General features: G+C 64.7%; 16 protein-coding genes and 1 pseudogene. 5 read left to right on the plus strand and 12 right to left on the minus strand.

Annotated features, from left to right (window positions below; all coding sequences use genetic code 11):
• Nucleotides 1-153 precede the first annotated feature (153 nt).
• The 4 genes from C2R25_RS14670 to mdoH all read left to right on the plus strand — a co-directional run bounded on the left by C2R25_RS14670 (nucleotide 154) and on the right by mdoH (nucleotide 5,998).
• Nucleotides 154-1,398, plus strand: a complete 1,245-nt coding sequence (locus C2R25_RS14670) for an RND transporter (RefSeq protein WP_233204020.1) — start codon at nucleotides 154-156, stop codon at nucleotides 1,396-1,398.
• On the plus strand, nucleotides 1,391-2,581 hold the full coding sequence (locus C2R25_RS14675; protein WP_103729926.1) for an efflux RND transporter periplasmic adaptor subunit: 1,191 nt from the start codon (nucleotides 1,391-1,393) through the stop codon (nucleotides 2,579-2,581). The genes C2R25_RS14670 and C2R25_RS14675 overlap by 8 nt, the downstream gene beginning before the upstream one ends.
• A gap of 97 nt (nucleotides 2,582-2,678) precedes the next feature.
• Nucleotides 2,679-4,169, plus strand: a complete 1,491-nt coding sequence (locus tag C2R25_RS14680; RefSeq protein WP_103729943.1) for a glucan biosynthesis protein — start codon at nucleotides 2,679-2,681, stop codon at nucleotides 4,167-4,169.
• A gap of 11 nt (nucleotides 4,170-4,180) precedes the next feature.
• Nucleotides 4,181-5,998, plus strand: a complete 1,818-nt coding sequence (mdoH, locus tag C2R25_RS14685; protein ID WP_369825714.1) for a glucans biosynthesis glucosyltransferase MdoH — start codon at nucleotides 4,181-4,183, stop codon at nucleotides 5,996-5,998.
• A gap of 216 nt (nucleotides 5,999-6,214) precedes the next feature.
• Here mdoH and C2R25_RS14690 read toward each other — a convergent pair whose 3' ends face one another.
• The 8 genes and pseudogenes from C2R25_RS14690 to C2R25_RS14725 form a co-directional block, all read right to left on the minus strand.
• Nucleotides 6,215-7,270, minus strand: a complete 1,056-nt coding sequence (locus C2R25_RS14690) for a site-specific integrase (RefSeq protein ID WP_103729928.1) — start codon at nucleotides 7,268-7,270, stop codon at nucleotides 6,215-6,217.
• Nucleotides 7,271-7,293: 23 nt separating this feature from the next.
• Nucleotides 7,294-7,437, minus strand: a pseudogene (locus C2R25_RS21325) (helix-turn-helix domain-containing protein); the annotation flags it as partial.
• Nucleotides 7,437-7,706 carry a head-tail connector protein gene (locus C2R25_RS14700; RefSeq protein WP_103729930.1) on the minus strand — a complete coding sequence of 90 codons (270 nt, stop codon included), beginning with the start codon at nucleotides 7,704-7,706 and terminating at the stop codon, nucleotides 7,437-7,439. The pseudogene C2R25_RS21325 and the gene C2R25_RS14700, both read right to left, overlap by 1 nt.
• Entirely contained in the window at nucleotides 7,699-8,889 is a 1,191-nt protein-coding gene (locus C2R25_RS14705) for a phage portal protein (protein WP_103729931.1), read from the minus strand. Before C2R25_RS14705 ends, C2R25_RS14700 begins: the two co-directional genes overlap by 8 nt.
• Nucleotides 8,880-9,422, minus strand: a complete 543-nt coding sequence (locus C2R25_RS14710; protein WP_103729932.1) for an HK97 family phage prohead protease — start codon at nucleotides 9,420-9,422, stop codon at nucleotides 8,880-8,882. The genes C2R25_RS14705 and C2R25_RS14710 overlap by 10 nt, the downstream gene beginning before the upstream one ends.
• Nucleotides 9,422-10,642 carry a phage major capsid protein gene (locus tag C2R25_RS14715; RefSeq protein WP_103729933.1) on the minus strand — a complete coding sequence of 407 codons (1,221 nt, stop codon included), beginning with the start codon at nucleotides 10,640-10,642 and terminating at the stop codon, nucleotides 9,422-9,424. Before C2R25_RS14715 ends, C2R25_RS14710 begins: the two co-directional genes overlap by 1 nt.
• Nucleotides 10,643-10,790: 148 nt before the next feature.
• Nucleotides 10,791-11,339 (minus strand): hypothetical protein, encoded by a 549-nt coding sequence (locus tag C2R25_RS14720; protein WP_103729934.1) that lies wholly within the window; start codon nucleotides 11,337-11,339, stop codon nucleotides 10,791-10,793.
• Between the two features lie 58 nt (nucleotides 11,340-11,397).
• On the minus strand, nucleotides 11,398-11,778 hold the full coding sequence (locus C2R25_RS14725; protein ID WP_103729935.1) for a hypothetical protein: 381 nt from the start codon (nucleotides 11,776-11,778) through the stop codon (nucleotides 11,398-11,400).
• 333 nt (nucleotides 11,779-12,111) lie between these two features.
• On the opposite strand from C2R25_RS14725, the gene C2R25_RS20505 reads away from it, so the two are divergent.
• Nucleotides 12,112-12,369, plus strand: a complete 258-nt coding sequence (locus C2R25_RS20505) for a hypothetical protein (RefSeq protein ID WP_103729937.1) — start codon at nucleotides 12,112-12,114, stop codon at nucleotides 12,367-12,369.
• Between the two features lie 37 nt (nucleotides 12,370-12,406).
• Here the strand turns inward: C2R25_RS20505 and C2R25_RS14740 are convergent, their stop codons facing one another.
• The 4 genes from C2R25_RS14740 to C2R25_RS14755 form a co-directional block, all read right to left on the minus strand.
• Nucleotides 12,407-13,990, minus strand: a complete 1,584-nt coding sequence (locus tag C2R25_RS14740) for a terminase large subunit (protein ID WP_103729938.1) — start codon at nucleotides 13,988-13,990, stop codon at nucleotides 12,407-12,409.
• On the minus strand, nucleotides 13,990-14,388 hold the full coding sequence (locus tag C2R25_RS21330; protein ID WP_103729939.1) for an HNH endonuclease: 399 nt from the start codon (nucleotides 14,386-14,388) through the stop codon (nucleotides 13,990-13,992). The genes C2R25_RS14740 and C2R25_RS21330 overlap by 1 nt, the downstream gene beginning before the upstream one ends.
• A complete protein-coding gene (locus C2R25_RS14750) occupies nucleotides 14,381-14,596 on the minus strand; it encodes a hypothetical protein (protein ID WP_103729940.1) in 216 nt (71 codons plus the stop codon). Before C2R25_RS14750 ends, C2R25_RS21330 begins: the two co-directional genes overlap by 8 nt.
• Nucleotides 14,597-14,851: 255 nt before the next feature.
• Entirely contained in the window at nucleotides 14,852-16,762 is a 1,911-nt protein-coding gene (locus tag C2R25_RS14755) for a phage/plasmid primase, P4 family (protein WP_255400463.1), read from the minus strand.
• Nucleotides 16,763-16,893 lie beyond the last annotated feature (131 nt).

The following is a 16,893-nucleotide window of genomic DNA, read 5'->3' on the forward strand; positions in this document are numbered from 1 at the left end:
AACCATCGCTCCCCCTTTCTTGCGACCGGGGGAAACCAGCTGTCCGTCTCTCTTGGCGACCGCTGCAAAACCGTGTGGTCCGCTGCGGTGAAGCGCCCTCTAAGGTGACCCCGCGATTCGGTCAAACACTAATTTCAAAAATGTTTCATAAAAATGATCGTCTCGCTGTTTTCTGCGGTTTTCGAGTTCCGCGTGCCGATCCGGAATGGGCTGGCCTGCCCGATCATCGACAAGGATGGCGCAATCCAGGATCCGTTTGCCACTAAGCGGCGATTCCTGCGTTCGGCGTTGCAGCATGATTGCTTCGACGGGGTCAGGTGCTATCGGATGCCGGTGTCTAGGACGTTGATATATCGCGGGCGCACGGCGGGCCCGGCCCTCATGCTGGTGCTGCTCGCCTGCGCGGGTTGCGCAAGCCAAGGCGGCAGACCGGTCAGCGCGCCGGTGGAGCAGGACGCCTCGGCGGCGGCTCACCCGGCAATTGCGGCAGCGGCACCCTGGTGGCGTGAAGCCGGAGACCCGGTTCTTGCCACTCTGGTGCAGCAGGGTCTCGACCAGAGTCCCGAGGTCGCTTGCCGCATCGGCGCATTGCGTCAATTCGATCAGGAGACGGCGGAGGACGCGCAGCGTCTGGGCACCAGGCTTGGCAAACTGTTGGGCGCCCGGAGCCGTGAGGACATCCCGCGGTTGAGAGACGCCAAGGTGGAGCGCGTTGCCTCGGAGCGACTGCGGCTCGCCCGGCGAATCGCACTTGCCTATATCGACGTCCGGCGCCTGCAGCAGGACGCTGCGCTGCGCTCTTCTCTCATCGCCCAATACAAGGACAATGCGCAGGTCGCCCGGTTTCGGCGGGAGGCCGGCCTCGTTCCTGCGATCGATGGCTCGCTTGCCCGATCCCAAGGCGAAGCCATGGCGGGTGAACTTGGCTTTGCGCAAGGGCGATCCAGCCACGCCATCGCCGAGCTCGCGCGCCTCGTAGGGGATCGACCGGAGGCGCTCGCCGGCAAGCTGGGTTCTCCCGGCGTTCTTCCGGATCCTCCCGTGGACCCGCTGGCGGTCGCTGGTCCGGGCGAGCCCCGGCGAGCGGGTCTGGCCGATGCCATCCTGCGGGAAGCTCGCCTGAGCCAGTCCCTTTCCGAAGCCCGCCGCACCGTCAAGGACGCCCGCACAGCCTATCGGGAAGGGGTCGGCAGCTTCGCGACACTTTATGTCGCGGAAGCCGCCGCGCTTGCGGTGGAGCTGGCGCTGGTCAGCGCACGGGCCGACCGCGTCGCCACGACCCTGGACATCTGGTCCGGACAGGATGAACGCTGGGCGCGTGAAGGCCTGGAGCCGGTCGTCGGCCCCGCCTCCCTGTCATCCGATGCCACCATAACGGTAACTGCCGGCTGTGACTGAACGGAACGAGCATACGCCGCTCGACGCCCTCCTCGGTGCGGCTCCCCGCGGCGTGCTGCGCCACTGGCTCAGCCTCCTGGTCCTCACCCTGGCCGCGCTGGGCGCGGTGGTCTTTCTCATCCGGTTCGTGAGTGGTGAGGACTCACCGTACTATTCCACACCGGTGGAGCGAGGAAATCTGCTCCCTCTGGTGTCCGAACGCGGCAAAATCCGCGGCTCGGGCGAAGTTACCGTCGGGTCAAAGCTCCCGGGACGCATCACCTGGATTTCCGCCAAGAGCGATGCGGAGGTGGAGAAAGGGGAACTCCTCGCCATCATCGATGCCGGAGACGTCGATGCCCTGATCGCGGATGCCCGCGCGCAGCTGACCGGTGCCCGATCCCTTCTTCAGGCCGCAGAGGTCGCCGCGCAGGACACAGGCTCCCGTCTTGCGCGCTACGAAAGTGTCTGGCGTCGTTCGGGTGGACGGGCGCCCTCACTCAACGAGATCGAACGCGCGCGCGCCGATGCCCGGCAGGCCGACCTGGCGGTCTCCACCGCCCGCGCCGACGTAAAGCGGGCCGAGCTGCGGGTCTCGGATGCCGAGGCCCGCAAGGCGGGCTCACACGTGAAGGCTCCAGTTTCGGGCACGCTGGCAGTGCGTCATGTGCGGCAGGGACAGATCATCGCCGAACGCCAGCCCCTGTTCACGATCGCGCAGGGCACTGCGCCCTTGACCATCGAAGTGCCGCTCAGCGCACAACCCGGCCCGCTTGAGGCGGGAACGCCGGCGCAGATCCGGCTCGATGCCGCGCCCGATCAGGTCCACCCGGCGACGCTTACCCTCCTACGGGTTCCGCCTGCTCCATCCACGGCGCCGCGGCGTGCGGTGTTCACGCTTGCCCGGCCCGGCCCCGATATTCGCCCGGGAATGGCGGCGACAGTGGAGATCCGTCTGCCCGAGCGCCGCAACGTCCTGCTGGTGCCCGACGCCGCGCTGGAATTTGAACCGGGCAGCCGCAACGCGCAGCGGCGCGAGCGAATCTATGTGTTGGATGGCGGCGAGCCCCGCCGCGTCTATGTCACCGTGGGCGGCAGCGACGGGAAGCACACGGAAGTCTTCGCCAGTGGCCTCAAACCGGGCGATCAAGCGATCATCGGTTGGCGAGATGCGGCGGCCGGAGCACGGCAGCCAGCGCGCTGAAAGGTTCGTGCGGCAACAATAGAGGGGCCCGTGCGTATGGGCACTCGACCAGAACTCGCCAGCAAGGGTGAACGCCATCGCAAACGACACCGCTCACATGCCGCGCCGAACGGCCCTGGGTTTGCTTGCAGCGGCCGCAGCCGCCACTTCCCTTCCGGGCGGCTTGAGGGCCGCGACTGCGCGCCAGCTCGGAAATCCGCAGCCCTTCTCGTGGGATCGCCTGGTGGCGCAGGCGCGGACTCTTGCCCGCAAGCCGCACCAGCCGATCCCGGCATCGACCCGCGCCGCCGCTGACTATGACGCGGCCGGCAAGCTCACTTACGGCGATGCCGCGAATATCGCTGGAAACATCCGGCTCTTCCCCGCCGTCCGCAACACGGCACCAAAGCCGGTGCGTATTGCCGTTGTCGAGGGCGGGCAGGCGCGGGAGATCGTGGACACCAGCGGGCTCTTCGTCGGTGGCCTCAATACGGATGCGGTCGGCTTTCGAGTGATGGACGGAACGAACCGCAGCGACTGGCTGGCCTTCCAGGGGGCAAGCTATTTCCGGTCCTCCGGCTCACGCGATCAGTACGGCCTTTCGGCCCGCGCCGTTGCCATCGACACGGGGCTGGCGAAGGGCGAGGAATTCCCGGACTTCACCCGGTTCTGGATAGAGCAGACCGGCACCGACAGCGTGCGCATTCACGCGCTGCTCGATGGACCGAGCCTGACCGGCGCTTATGTCTTCGACTGCCGCAAGACTGCGCAGGGCGTCACGCAGGACGTGACGGCATCGCTGTTCCTGCGCCGCGACGTCGAACAACTCGGCATCGCCGCCGCGTCCAGCATGTTCTGGTACGATCAATCCAACCCGTCCCGTTCCCGTGCCGACTGGAGGCCCGAGATCCACGACTCCGACGGGCTTGCCATCTGGGCGGCCGACGGGGAACGGGTGTGGCGGCCTTTGGAAAACCCGTCGGTCGCCCGCCTGCACAGCTTCCGCGCCGATGCGCCGAAAGGCTTCGGCTTGCTGCAGAGGGATCAGGTCTTCGAGCATTATCAGGACGACGGCGTCTTCTACGATCGCCGGCCGTCACTCTGGGTCGAACCCAGGGGCGACTGGGGACCGGGAGCCGTGGGCCTCTACGAGATGCCCACCAGCAGCGAGACGCTCGACAACATCGCGCTGTTCTGGCGCAGCGACCGGCCCGCACGGGCCGGGCAGCGCCGGGACTTCGCCTACCGGCTTACCTGGACTTCCAACGATCCGACGGCCGATCGCGCGGCACGCTGCCTCGATGTCTATGATGGACCGGGGGGAGCGCCCGGGTCACCCCCGCTGCAGGGAGTGCGCAAGTTCGTCTTTGATTTCAGCGGCCCCTCCCTTTCCGGTCTTGGCCGCAGTAGCGGCGTCACGGCCGAAACGGATCTGCCCGGGGAAGCGATCGTGGCGGCCGTGGCTTATCCTGTCGCCGGCTCGGAAGGACGTTGGCGCGCCATGCTCGACGTGCGTTCGTCCGCCCTTAACCGCTCTGAATTTCGCCTGTTCCTGAAGCGCGGCAACTCTGCCCTCACCGAAACCGTTATCAAGGCCATAGAAACGTGAGTTCGACGCCCATGAGCCACCTGCCGATGCTACCGGCCGAATCGCCGATGGCGATGCCGGTCCAGAACCTGTGGGGCAACCCCCCGGGGGCACGGGAAGTCCTTACTGCGCCGCAGGGGATGCTCATAAAGCGTGCGCTGCTCATCGCGCTGACGGCCGTGATCGGGCTTGCCGCGTCCAGCACAGTCCGGATGGAGCTTTCGCGCGACGGCCTGGACTGGGTCGAGGTCGCTCTCCTGGTGTTCTTTGTGCCGCTGTTCTGCTGGATATCCTTTGGCTTCGTGACTGCGACTATGGGCTTTCTCAAGCTGATCACCGGCGAACACCCGGGCTTCACTGCCCTGCCGAGCCCCGCATCCAGCCTCCGCCACAAGACGGCGGTGCTGATGCCGGTCTACAACGAAAGCGTCGAGGAGGTGTTCGCGCGCGTGCGGGCGATGGCCTACTCGATTGCCGAGGCCGGCGGCGCGGCCTGGATCGACTTCTTCGTCCTCAGCGATTCCAACCCGTTCCACGGCAAGCGCGAAGAAGCCGCGTGGGCGGAACTCGCGGCGCACGCTCCGATCAAGGTCTACTATCGCCGGCGCGAGAAGAACATCGCCCGCAAGCCCGGCAACATCGCGGAGTGGGTGACGCGTTTCGGCGGATCCTACGAGAACATGCTGGTGCTCGATGCCGATTCCATGATGAGCGGCGAGACCATCGTGGGTATGGCCTCTATCATGGAGGAGCGCCCGTCCATCGGCCTGCTGCAGACGGTGCCGATGATCACCAACGCCCGCACGCTGTTTCAGCGCTGGATGCAGTTCGCCAGCGAGGCCTACGGGCCGATCGCAAGCGCCGGGCTGCTGTGGTGGTCCGGGGCGGAAGCGAACTTCTGGGGCCACAATGCGATCGTGCGCACCCGTGCCTTCGCCCAATCCTGCGGCCTTCCGGAACTTCCGGGCAAACCGCCGTTCGGCGGGCACATCCTCAGCCATGACATGTTCGAGTCCGCCTTGCTCCGGCGCCGCGGCTGGGCGGTCCACATGGTCATGATCGGCGGCTCCTACGAAGAGTTCCCGCCCACGATCGTCGACCTGGCCATTCGCGACCGGCGTTGGATGCAGGGCAACCTGCAGCACCTGCAACTGCTCGGCGCCTCGGGCCTCCACTGGACCAGTCGTCTACACCTCCTCATCGGCGCCTCAGCCTATCTCACTTCGCCGGGCTGGCTGCTGCTGATCCTGACGATGATCGGGCAGGTGGCGACGCAGGGTACCGGAGGCTTCATCACGCTCGCACCGCCCAGCGTGCTCGCGCTCACGGTGACTCTGCTTTTCGGCCCCAAGATCATGGGGCTGATCTGGATGCTGGCCGACCGGGACCGCCGCCGGAGCTTTGGCGGCGCTTCCGGAATCATCCGCTCGGTGGCGCTGGAAATCGTGCTGAGCATGCTGCTTGCGCCCATCACCATGGTGACGCAGACCAAAGCCCTGCTGGGCCTGCTTCTCGGCATCTCCGCCGGGTGGAACACGCAGACTCGCGACGCGCGCCGCATCACGATCCGGGAAGTGCTGCCGGACCTGCGCGAGCACCTGCTGCTTGGCGCCGCCTTTACCGCCACGGTGTTCCTCGACACGATGACCGCGCTCTGGCTGCTGCCGATCATCGCCGGCCTATTCCTCTCGCCCTGGCTCATCAGCCTGTCGTCGAGCGAAAGCCTGGGACGCCGCGCGGCGAAGGCCAAGTTCTTCCGCGTCCCGGAGCCGGGCATCGTGGAAGCGCAGCCGTCTACGGTAGACCTCGAGCCGGTCCGGGTGGACACACCCCATCTCGTGAAAGTCTGAGTGGCCGCACCCGCAAACAGCCGGGCGGGGCCGTTAGTGCCTTGAGACCGAAGAGGAAGAAAATGGCGCACCCGACAGGATTCGAACCTGTGGCCTCTGCCTTCGGAGAACACTCCAAGGCCGGAATTGCGCCATTTCTCCGCGCAGATTCACGGTTTACCCCCGTGAACAGTGCCGGAACATAGGCACGTTGCTTACACATAACTGACACGCTCCTTATCGCCTGTCCGCAGCGCGGCGGGCGTTCTCCATGAAGTCGGGATGATGATGGGCATAAAGCTCGGTCGTGCGGGCCGTAGTGTGGCCCAGCCAGCCAGCGATTTCGTGCATGGCAACGCCCCTCTGAGCCATCCACGTCCCGCAGGTGTGGCGCAGGGTGTGCGGGGACACTTCCTCCAGACCAGCGCGGGAGCAGGCAGAACCAAAGCTGCCCGAACTGCTATCGCCAATGTCCTTGATGCGCCGCCCCTTATCGTGGACGACAAAGCCCAGGTCGCTGCCGCGCCTCCTCGCCAGGCGCAATGCCGTGTAGAGGCGGTCCGGGATCGGCTGCCCCCGAACCTTGCGCTTGGCTGTCCTGCGCTCTCCAACTGCGTTGAAGTCGATGCGGCGCGCCTCAAGGTCCACCTGGTGCCAGCGAAGCGACAGGATCGCCCCCTTGCGAGCGCCAGTGTAGAGCGCGATCATGATGAACAACGGAAGGTAGAGCCGAACGTCGCTGCGCCCCGTGCGAGCGGCTTCCAGGAAGCGGGCTGCCTCGGTCTTAGTCAGCCAGCGGTCTTTGCCCTCGGGCGCTTCCGGCAGCTCCACAAACGGCGCACGGGTGAGCCTTCCATTTTCGACCGCGAAGTTGAACGCGGCGCGCAGGATGGAAAGCTCCTTGCGGACAGTCCCTGCCGACCGATTGCGCCAGCGATTGTAAGCTCGGCACGTCTCTTTGGTAACGTCGCCCACCGCACGCTCCCCCCAGAAGTCGAGCAAGGGGATCATGGCGTAGGCGATGCGTTCGGGAGCGGCGGTCATCGGCGCGTGCTCGGTGCCGTAGTAGTCCAAAGCCTCGGCAATCAGAAATTGCCCCGGATCACGTGGCCCGGCTGGTCGCGCGGCGCGGTGACGCTCTGCGATGAACTGCGAGAGGTACGCTTCAGCCTCTCGGCTGTCTGACGTGCCTGTGCTGCGCTTGCGCTTCCGGCCTGCCTCGAACCAGACGACGTAGAACTTGCCTCGTTCTGCAATGAACTCAAGCGAGGCACCTCGGTTGGGGCGGGGCATGATGATTCCTTTCGTGAGTCGATGAAGGCGTGCACATCGTCCATCTCGAACAGATATGCTTTGCCCAGCTTGACCGCAGGCAGGCCCTGTGTGCGCATCCACCGCACCGTTGAGGCGGTGATGCCGATTTCCTCGGCAACCTCCTGTGCGGTGCGGAGGCGTGCCATCAGATAGCCAGCACCCGGAAAGGCTGCACTAGGCGGTCCTCACCCGTGCCCGCGCTGACGTTCACGCGGTCGTCATAGGCCACGGCCAAGCGTGCCAGACAGGCCAGCTTGAGGCGGTCGGGAACTTCGCCCGTGCCGTCCCAGCCGTCAGCCGTCTCCAGGACAGCCTCAGAAGCCGCCGCAACCAGCAAAAGGATCAATGCGTCCTCGTGGTCATGCAGCACGCGCAGCCACGCTTTCGCTTCGTCGAGGGTCACTATGTCAGCCATTGGCCTGTTCTCCCTCACCTGCCGGGGTGGCGTCTACTTTTCTTCCCTGACGCGGATTCCAGCCTTCCACCTGCCGCACCTCTTCGGGGTCGAGCACGCCCGTTTCGATCGCGATCTTGTGCGCGTTCCAGCGGGTCGCCGGGTCGCCGCGAAGGAAGCCCGACAGATCCAGCTCAAGCTCGTAAGGGCCACCGGAAGGGAACAGCGAGCGCGAGAACTCGGCCTCGATCTTGCGTGCCCAGGGCGAAAGGCAGAAGGTCGCGAACCACAAGCCCGCCTGCGCCGCGTTTGTGAACGTGTTGTTCGTGTAATCCTGAATGATCGGCGGGGGCACGCCAAAGAGGCGGCAGATTTCCACAACGCCGAACTGGCGCGTTGCCAGAAGCTCCGCATCCTCGGGGGAGATTTGAGCCGCCTTGAAGGTCATGCCGCCGTCGAGCACCAGCGTCTTGCCAGCGTTGCCCGCGCCGCCGTGGTGCTCGTTGAACTGGTCGCGCAGGCCAGTGCGCTGCTCCGCCGTCATCGTACCGGGAACTTCGATCAGCCCAGACGGGGAAGCGCCGTTGCGCAGGAACTCGCGGGCATGGCGATTCGCGAGGTCCACGCCCTGCACCGTATCGGCAGAGCGAGCGAGCCGAGAGCGGCCCAGTAAGCCATCGTCGGTACGGTCCCGAAGGTGCAGCACCTCGCCCTCCAGGAGCCGGCGCACGCTGCCCTTGCCGTCGCCTACGTCATAGGCCAGCCGACCGCTCGAAAGCTCCTGTACCGTCACATGCTGCCACGGCACATAGACCAGGTTGGACACCTGCCCGTTGCCGCTGCGCACGATCTCGACAAGCCCGTTGCCCGTCAGCAGAGCCGAGGCAATCCAGTGCTCGATTACATCGGGCCAGGTCATGCGCATGGCGAGCTGGCCGCGCGCGAGCCGGGAGACGGGATGCGAAGGGCTTTCAACGCGGTTGTCGCCCTCGCGGCGGTACACCAGCGCGGGGACATAGGCGAGCGCCGTGCTGATTGCGTTCACGCACGCCAGCACCGCAGAAAGGTTCTCGGCCATGCGGGCGCTCATCACGCTCGGATAGCCGACATTCGAGGAAAGGGCCTGCCAGGAGGGATCGAGCGGCGATGCGTCGTCGCGGCGCTCGTAACCCATAAAGGAAGCCATACGGTCCATCAGGCCCATGCGCGCGCCTCCGCCAGCTTGAGAGCGCGAACGCGGCGTTCAACTGTACCGCTATCGGTACGGTTGCGCAGCGCTATCTCGGTGCCCTCGTAAGCGGGCCAGGCGCAAACTACGCTGATCTCGCGCAGGTCCACAGAGCGCAGCGTGCGGGTGTTGCCGTCCCAGCTATCGCCGCCCTTGGGCACCGTGAAGCCAAAGCTCATGCCGCCAAGGTCGCCACGCTCGGCAAGCAGGAGCACGTCGCGCCCCGCCTGCGTGTCGGGAAGGTCGAGCGAGAACGCCAGCCCTCTCGTGTCCTCAGAGAGCCGCAGGGTGCCCGAACGGGTACGCCCAAGCACCTTGCCCGCGTCGTGGTCGAGCAGAGCCAGAACATCGCCAGCAAGGGCCGGGCGGAAGGCCCCAGGCGCAATGCGCTCCTGAAAGCCTCCCAGATCAGCCGTGCCCGCGAACGTGGCGGCATAGCCCTCAAGCCGCCGCCCAGCGGTGCGGACCTCCGAAAAGGCCCGCCGCTCAAGGGGTGCCGCCGTGCCCATCAGGCCACCGTCACGCCGGAAGCCTTGGCGAACGAGGCAGGACGGCGCACGCCGAAGTCCACCGTCGCCATGGCGCGGATCAGGATGTTGCCCTTGGAGTAGGCGGTTTCCGCATAGGGGTTCACGAGAATGTCGAGCTGCGACCAGATGCCGATCAGGAAGTCCGACCAGTTGCCGTAGACAAGCGCGTGCTCGTCGGTGCCGGTGCCCAGGTCTGCCGGGGCCTGATTGGTGAACAGGGCCGTCTCGCCGTGGAAGGTTTCCGACAGCGGGATTGCCCGCTCGTTGGCGTCGCGCAGCTTGAGGGCCATGCCCTTGACGCCATTCGTCGAGAGGAAGCCGCGTCCGCCCGTCACGTTCGCCAGATCGGCGGTCGTAATCATTTCGGCGGTTGTGGTGAACAGGTCCGTATCGAACGGCACAACCGGCACGTCGGGGTCGTTCAGGATACCGCGAGGCTCCGCTCCGGTTCCAGTGCCCGCCAGGCCAGCGCGGTCGATCTCCAGCGCGATATCGCGGGCCATCATCTGGCGGAGGAGCTGTTCGATAGAAGGGCTGGCCTGCATCACCATGTTGCGGCTGATCTCGCTGATAACGCCAACGTGGTGCGGGGAAAGGGTGAGCGAATCGAACGTGGCGTTGCCGGTCGGGAGCGCGGTGTTCTCGGCCACCCAGCCCACATTCGGGGAGCCGGTTTCACGCGGGATTTCCACGTTGCCCGTGAGGCCCGAAAGCGTGGTTGCACCCAGCGAGGTAAGCGCCGCCGTTGCCGTGAGAGCCGACACGAACTGATCGGGGCGGAAGTCGGTCGGCAGGATCGCACCGGAATTGCCGGTCGTCTGCACACGCTTCTCGAAAAGCTCGGTGCCGATGAACATGCCGTTGGGTTTGGTTCCGGCACGCTCGGCAAGCATTGCCTGTTCGCGTTCCACCTTGGCGCGCGTCTCAGCCGGGAGGGCGTGCGGGTCGATGCGGTAGGCGATTGTCTCGCGCAGCGACTGATTGCGCAGCTCGGGATAGTCGCCGCGATCACCAGCCAGGACGCGCCCGGTTTCGGAACGCTCCGCAGCGTCGATCTTCTTCTGCCGCTCGATCTTGCCGTCCAGAGCACGCAGCTCGGTTTCTGCCGCCTCAAAAGCGGTGTTGTCGTCAGAGGTATGAGCAGCGTTCATGCGGTCCACAATGGCCGCCCGCTGTTCCATCAGGTCCGCAGTCTTCATTTGCTCAGTCCTTCAAACTGGCGGGGGCACGCGGCCCCCGCTCGGTGATTGCCGTCTGCCTCGCGGCGATGGCGATTCGTCCCCATGGGGTGCACCCCTTCCTCAGTGCCAGACGCGGCGGAGGACGCCGTGGGGAGCGGCGATTTCGTCATTCGTCGATGCGCTCTGCACGCACGTTCAGGGCGGTGAATACCGCGCGCTCGACGTCATTAAGGAAGATGAGCAGCGGGTTCTCGCGCTGTCCTGTTTCGCGGTTGATGAACAGGGTCGAGAAGTCGAGCACATGCTTGTCCATCGGCACGACGCGGTTTTGCCCGCTCGATGCAAAGTAGATCAGCACCGTGAAAAGCTCGGCCTTACCGTCCGAGAACATTCCGGCCGGAACACGGAACGGCCCCTTCATCGGCTCGCCGGCCCAGCCCGAGCCGCCGGTGCCGGTGTGAGCGAACCGGGTTGCCGCCTCGAAAGCATCCTTGGCATGAACGCCCACGTCCATCAGCCTCTTAGCGACGGCAACGTGCATGATGTCCCGCAGGTTCAGCGTATGACCTAGGCCACGAGCCTGCGCCTCTACGCCGCCGACGACGCGGAAGTGCCCGCGCTGATAGAGCGAGCGAAGCGTGTTCAACTGGAAACCAGCCGCCGCCGCTGCCTCGCGGATCGGATATTTCGGGGTCTCATAATCGTAGTGAAACACGGGCGCACTCCTGCCTAACGCGACCGCATTAGCACATGACGCGCCCGCGTCAACCCTTTTACGTGACTGCCGCGAGAGCCCGAGCAGGAAGAGGGCGAGAGCGGTCGAGCAAGCGGTCGGCATCGCACCGAAGCATTGCCATGATCTCGCTCGCCATGCGCCAGTTGTCGTGGACCTCTTCGCGCACGATCACGTCGATCTTATTCCATAGATCGCGCTGATCGACGCAGGGTGTCATCAGCAGGCAGTCCATGATCTCCGTGTGCTGATCCACAAGGTGATCGCCTGCGCGCTGGTATTCTTCGTCGTACCCATCTGTTTGACGCGCCTGATGCAAGTCCATCTCTGCCTTCGCTATGCGGTAGGCAGTCAGACGCTCATCGAAGATGCTTGCAGGGGTGACGCAGGCGGATTCCGCCCGTAGGGAAGTGGTAGCCATGATCGTTCCTCCAGAACGTTTGTGGTCAGAGCCGGGCGAAAGTTGACGCTTTCGTTCGGCTCGCATCGCTGCTATCAAAAACCTTATGGCAACGTCAACGGCTGATAACAAAAACCATGGGGGTCGCCCGCGAACGGGGATTGGAACGCTCGTTGGCGTCCGCCTCCAGCCCGATCAGCTCGCGGCGCTTGACGCATGGATTGATCGACAAGAAATAGCGCCTTCGCGCCCACAGGCGATTAGGTCTTTGTTGCAAGAAGCATTGTCCAAGCCGAATACCACCGCACAACATAAATAGGCATTTTGCAAAGCTCGGAGATTTAAGTGCTGATAATGTGGGTCTTTATAGAGGTAGTCGTTATCTACATCCTGTCATTTATTATCTCACGCTTATTGCGCGGGCAGGTAAATGATAAAGCAGTCCTACCAATTAGTTTGATCGGCTCGGCCGTTGCATGGTTTTTGTTTATGAATGTAGTTGCTGATCAGGCGCCAGATAATCAGGCTCCGATCATCATAACCACATTGATCGCCACTGCTATTGTCGCTGTACTGAGATTCTTCACGAAGTCTGGCAAGAAAGAGAGTTGAGGGTCTCGGATCATTTCTACCTCTCTCAAGGCATTGACTAAACCCACATCAGGCCCGCGCCCTTGTAAACGGCCGGCCCTTCGTCAGTAGCGGCGAGGCCGCAGGCCATGATTGCCGACACGATGCCGTCGATACGGTCGAAGCTCTTGCTCTTCGTCGGCTTGCGGTTGCCGGCCGGGTCGGTCTCCACGATCACATTGCCAGCCTGCCAGCGCATTAGCGGGTTGCCGTTGTGCTGCATCTTGCGCTCCAGCACCGCGCGCTCGAAGGCATCCACCGCCGCCGCGTAGCTTTTGAAGCCAGGCACGAACTCCTTCATCGGCAGGTCTATGCCTTCGTCGCTCAACAGCTTATTGAGGCGCGCGATCTGCCAGCGGTCGAAGGCGATGCCCTGCACGTCGTACCGGCTGCGAATGTCCGCGAGCTGGAGCGCGATGGCGAGGTCGTCGCGCGCATTGCCCACCGTCACCTCGGCCCAGCCATCAGCGGCCCAGCGGTCATATGGCACACGGTCACGCTCCACCCGAACCGCGATCGTGTCCTTGGGGAGCCAGTGCCAGACAAGCACCTTGCCCGCGTCCGGGAAGTAGAGAGCCAGGGCGGTAAGATCCCGTGTGCTGGATAGATCGAGCCCGCCATAGCACCGCTGCCCCTCTAGCTCGGTCGCGTCGAAGGGTTCGGCATTCGCCTCCCACTCGGCTTGCTCGATGAACCTGCCCTCGGCCGCGATCCGCTGATTGAGGTTCAGCAGGCGGAAGGCCGGTGCGAAGGAAGGCGAGCGCATGGCCATTGCCGCCGCGTCCGCGAACTCGCTCTCGTTCAGGAACGCGCCCATCGCCGGATTGGCCGCCGCCCAGGCTTCGCGGTCGTCCAGGGCGCAATCGTCGGGTGCCGCGTGAAGCTGCGTGTAGACGCTCGGCATAGGTTCCGCGTCCAGCATCTCGGACCAGAAATGCAGGTCGTCCGCAGCCTGCGTGCTGATCGTCACCCCCAGCGCGTGCTTGCGCTTGGCCATGCCGGTGCGCAGGTTGTCCCACAGCTCACGGGACCGCCATTGCGCCACCTCGTCAGCCACCCAGAACGACGGTGCCAGGCCGTGAGCCTTGCGCGCATCGGACGTGAGCGCCCGCCAGAGCGAGCCGCTTTCGTGGTCGGTGATCTCCTTCGTCTGGTCGCGGATGTTCACCCGCGCTGCCATCCAGGGCACCTCGTAGATGTAGGCGCAGGTCATGCGGTAGAGCACGCTCGCCTGTTCACGATCGAGCGCAGCCGCGTAGCACTCGCCGTAGGGTTCGATCATCGGTCCCAGGAGGTGAGCGAGGGACAAGCCAGCCAGTAGGCCGCTCTTGCCGTTGCCGCGAGCCACTGAGAGCCCAGCCAAGCGCACCAGGCGCTCGCCTTCGTTCTCGGCATAGACGCCGCGCACGAACCGCTCCTGAAAGTCGAGCACCTCCATGGTCTCGCCAGCGCGCAGGCCCGACACGATCGGCAACGTGCCCAGGAACGCCAGCACGCGATCAGCGGCCGGCATCCCGTCCTTTTCCCACGGGTGTTTGACAACGGCAGGCGCACGCGCGGCCACCGCCTTGAGCTTGCCAGAGCCCGGTCCTCTAGCGCCCATTATCGTTCACCTTTCACGCGGTTTTCATGAACTAACTGATTTTGCGGGTCCAGCAGCGGTCCAGTGCGGTCAGCCCTGAGCGATTTTCCAGACCACGGATGCGCAGGGTCGAGCGGGTTGCCGTCAGCATCGCACCCCCGCATAGGCTTGCTCGTGCGTGCTGCCCCAGCCTCTGCCCCGCGTGCGGTCTTCCGGTTGTGGCAAGGCGCGCAGTACGATGCTAAGCCATCATGGCCGGGAAAAGCAGGCCCGCCCTCGCTGATCGCCGTGATATGATCCACGACGTTGGCGGGGGCGAGCTTCCCCATCTTCCGGCATCCCCTGCACATCGGCTCGATAGCAAGGTGCGCCAAGCGCAGTCGCTGCCACGCGGCGGTGTTGTACGGATAGTCAGCCATGCTCAGGCCCCACCACTGCGATGATATGCAGGCGCTCGATAGCCTTGCTGATGATCTTGCGCTGCGAGCGGGACACGCCCTTGCCCAGCATAGCCGCCTCAATCTCCCGGACGGTAAGCGGACGCGACACGGTATCGAGAGCGAGCAACGCGCCATCCAGGGCATCAGGCCCCATCGCCTCCAGTTGCTCAAGAATAGGTGTGGTCATCGTGATTGCTCCAGTTGGCGAGCGAGACGACGCAAGGCGTGCTCAAGCTCTGATCGGTTCTCAAAGTAGCGTTCGGGATCGCGCCAGTCTGGGCGCAGGCGGGATAGCTCGCGTGCGAGTTGGCGCAGTGCGACAGGGACACCAGGGACGGGCAGGGACACCTCAGAGGTAAAACCATCACACGCGCGCATACGCGCGTGCGTGTGTGTGGAGTTTATGTTTCTGCCGTCCCTACGTGTCCCTCCTGTCCCTGCCCTAGTCATTGGCCAGCCCCTCTGCCTTGGCCTCAAGCCCCCGGTAGACGCGCAGCCCGTTGGTCTTGGCGCGACGAAAGCCGCGCTTCGCCAGGTTCTCAGACAAGGATTTGCTGGTGCCAGGTTCTTCGCCCACCTCGCGTGCATAGCTGCTCCAGCTCGAATAGAGCCGTGCCGGCAATTCCCACTTGCCCGCGTCCACCGTGCATCGCTCCGCGATCCACTGCCCGAACAGGTCTTGGCTCTCGAAGTAATCGCCGGTTGCCTCGGTGACAGCAGCGGGACGCACAAGGCCATGTTCCTGCCAGTCCAGGCACCCCTTGATTGCCCAGCCAAGAATCTTGCCGTGCTCGGCGCGCAGCTTCTCCTCCAACTGGCGATCAGGCTTTGCGGGCTTCACGGTGAACGGCACGATGTTGAAGCGGCGGCGCATGGCGTCGTCCACGTTGCGCAGCGTCGGTGCATGGTTGCCCGCAATAGTGAGCTTGAACTGCGGGCGGAACGTGAAGTTGTCCTTGTGCATGAATCGCGCTGTGATCGGGTCGCCGCCCGTCATCTGCTTCACCTTCGCCTCGGCCCAGGCCCTGCCCTCCTCGGTTTCGGAGGCCGTCACCATGCGCGCCCCCGCCAACATGGCTAGCTCGGTCGAGTGCCGATCGAACTTAGCCGCCGTGAACGTCTCCATTGCCGCCGTCACCGCGTAGTCACCCATGATCGCCGCAATCGTGTTGAGGAACACGCTCTTGCCGTTGCCACCCGGCCCGTAGATGAAGAACAGCGCGTGCTCGGTCGTCAGGCCAGTGAGCGCATAGCCGCACCATTGCTGAAGGAAGCGGATCGTCTCGTCATCGGCGGAGAGAGCATCGCGCAGGAACGCCAGCCACAGGGCAGGCTCTCCGCTTTCCGGCGCTACTGCCGTCTGCTTCGTGATATAATCGACAGGATCGGCCCTGCGCAGCTTGCCGGTCTTGAGGTCCAGCGTTCCGGCAGGTGTGCCCAGCGCCATCAGGTCCGTATCCCAAACGCTGGCGTCCACCGCGTGCACCGGGTCTGCACGGGCAAACCGCTCGGCCCCGGCAGCGACGGAAGCCCGGCGCAAACCACGCTCGCCCTTGTCGCCACGGCTCAGGATGCGCCCCAGCTCGCGGGCATAGCTGAATGCGCGGTCGCGCCCGTCCATCTTCCAGCGGGTGCCATCCCACTCGAACCACGCCTTTGCCGTGTGGTCATAGCGCAGCGTGTCACGGAACCGGGAAGTGAACGCCTGCGCAATCGCATCCTCCGACACGTCGCCGTCGAGAGTGAAGATTTCGCCCGTCTCGGGATCAGCGCGCTCGCCATCCGTGTTCTTATGTGAACGGTTGGCCCGTTCCCGCTCGGGTGGGTTGCGCGGCTCGGTGCTGCCCTTGGCAAAGCCGCTATCAATCGTCGGCCCGATCTCGTCGGCCTCAAGGCCCATCGCCGTTGCGGTCGCTGCAAGCCTGCGCTTCACCTCAGCTTCGCCCAGGTGCCCGCCTGCCACAATCTGCGCCAGCTTGAGCGCCGCGTTGTTCAGTGCCTTGTTGCGCTGCCCCTGCGGCGCATTCGCCAGGTCGGCAAGCTCGTTACGCAACGCTGCCTGCGCCCATGCCTCGGTACGGTCGTGCGTAGGCATATGTCTACGCGTTGCCTGGCCCGCTTCCGGTTCGGCCAGCATCTGCACCAGCCAATCCGGCATCGGCGCCAGATCGAACATTGGGGGCGGGTCTTGCCACGCGTACTGCGCACCGGAGGGGTGCGTGCTGCCCGGTGCGACAACGTAGCCGCCATCACCGCGAATATCCCAGCCAGGGCGCACGCCTGCCCGATTCCCCAACTTGTCGCCGGGGTGCTGGAAGTAGACGTGAAGGCCCTTGCCGGTGCGGACAGTGATTGTATGTCAACGCCGGGATAAAATTGGGCCAGGCACCGGTTTAAAAAGGGGCCAGTTGGTTTGAATAAAAAGCCTCATGGTTGAGGCTGGACGCTCTCGGCAGCGGGGAAGCGGCTGTAGCGGAGCGGAAG

The sequence above is a fragment of the Novosphingobium sp. HII-3 genome, from assembly GCF_002916655.1.
GTDB lineage: Bacteria > Pseudomonadota > Alphaproteobacteria > Sphingomonadales > Sphingomonadaceae > Novosphingobium > Novosphingobium panipatense.

Bases quoted from the DNA above. Each gene is read 5' to 3' on its own strand.
- C2R25_RS14670 (WP_233204020.1), top strand. From the start codon at position 154: ATGATCGTCTCGCTGTTTTCTGCGGTTTTCGAGTTCCGCGTGCCGATC.
- C2R25_RS14680 (WP_103729943.1), top strand. From the start codon at position 2,679: ATGCCGCGCCGAACGGCCCTGGGTTTGCTTGCAGCGGCCGCAGCCGCC.
- mdoH (WP_369825714.1), top strand. From the start codon at position 4,181: ATGAGCCACCTGCCGATGCTACCGGCCGAATCGCCGATGGCGATGCCG.
- C2R25_RS14690 (WP_103729928.1), bottom strand. From the start codon at position 7,270: ATGCCCCGCCCCAACCGAGGTGCCTCGCTTGAGTTCATTGCAGAACGA.
- C2R25_RS14700 (WP_103729930.1), bottom strand. From the start codon at position 7,706: ATGGCTGACATAGTGACCCTCGACGAAGCGAAAGCGTGGCTGCGCGTG.
- C2R25_RS14705 (WP_103729931.1), bottom strand. From the start codon at position 8,889: ATGGGCCTGATGGACCGTATGGCTTCCTTTATGGGTTACGAGCGCCGC.
- C2R25_RS14710 (WP_103729932.1), bottom strand. From the start codon at position 9,422: ATGGGCACGGCGGCACCCCTTGAGCGGCGGGCCTTTTCGGAGGTCCGC.
- C2R25_RS14715 (WP_103729933.1), bottom strand. From the start codon at position 10,642: ATGAAGACTGCGGACCTGATGGAACAGCGGGCGGCCATTGTGGACCGC.
- C2R25_RS14725 (WP_103729935.1), bottom strand. From the start codon at position 11,778: ATGGCTACCACTTCCCTACGGGCGGAATCCGCCTGCGTCACCCCTGCA.
- C2R25_RS20505 (WP_103729937.1), top strand. From the start codon at position 12,112: ATGTGGGTCTTTATAGAGGTAGTCGTTATCTACATCCTGTCATTTATT.
- C2R25_RS14740 (WP_103729938.1), bottom strand. From the start codon at position 13,990: ATGGGCGCTAGAGGACCGGGCTCTGGCAAGCTCAAGGCGGTGGCCGCG.
- C2R25_RS21330 (WP_103729939.1), bottom strand. From the start codon at position 14,388: ATGGCTGACTATCCGTACAACACCGCCGCGTGGCAGCGACTGCGCTTG.
- C2R25_RS14750 (WP_103729940.1), bottom strand. From the start codon at position 14,596: ATGACCACACCTATTCTTGAGCAACTGGAGGCGATGGGGCCTGATGCC.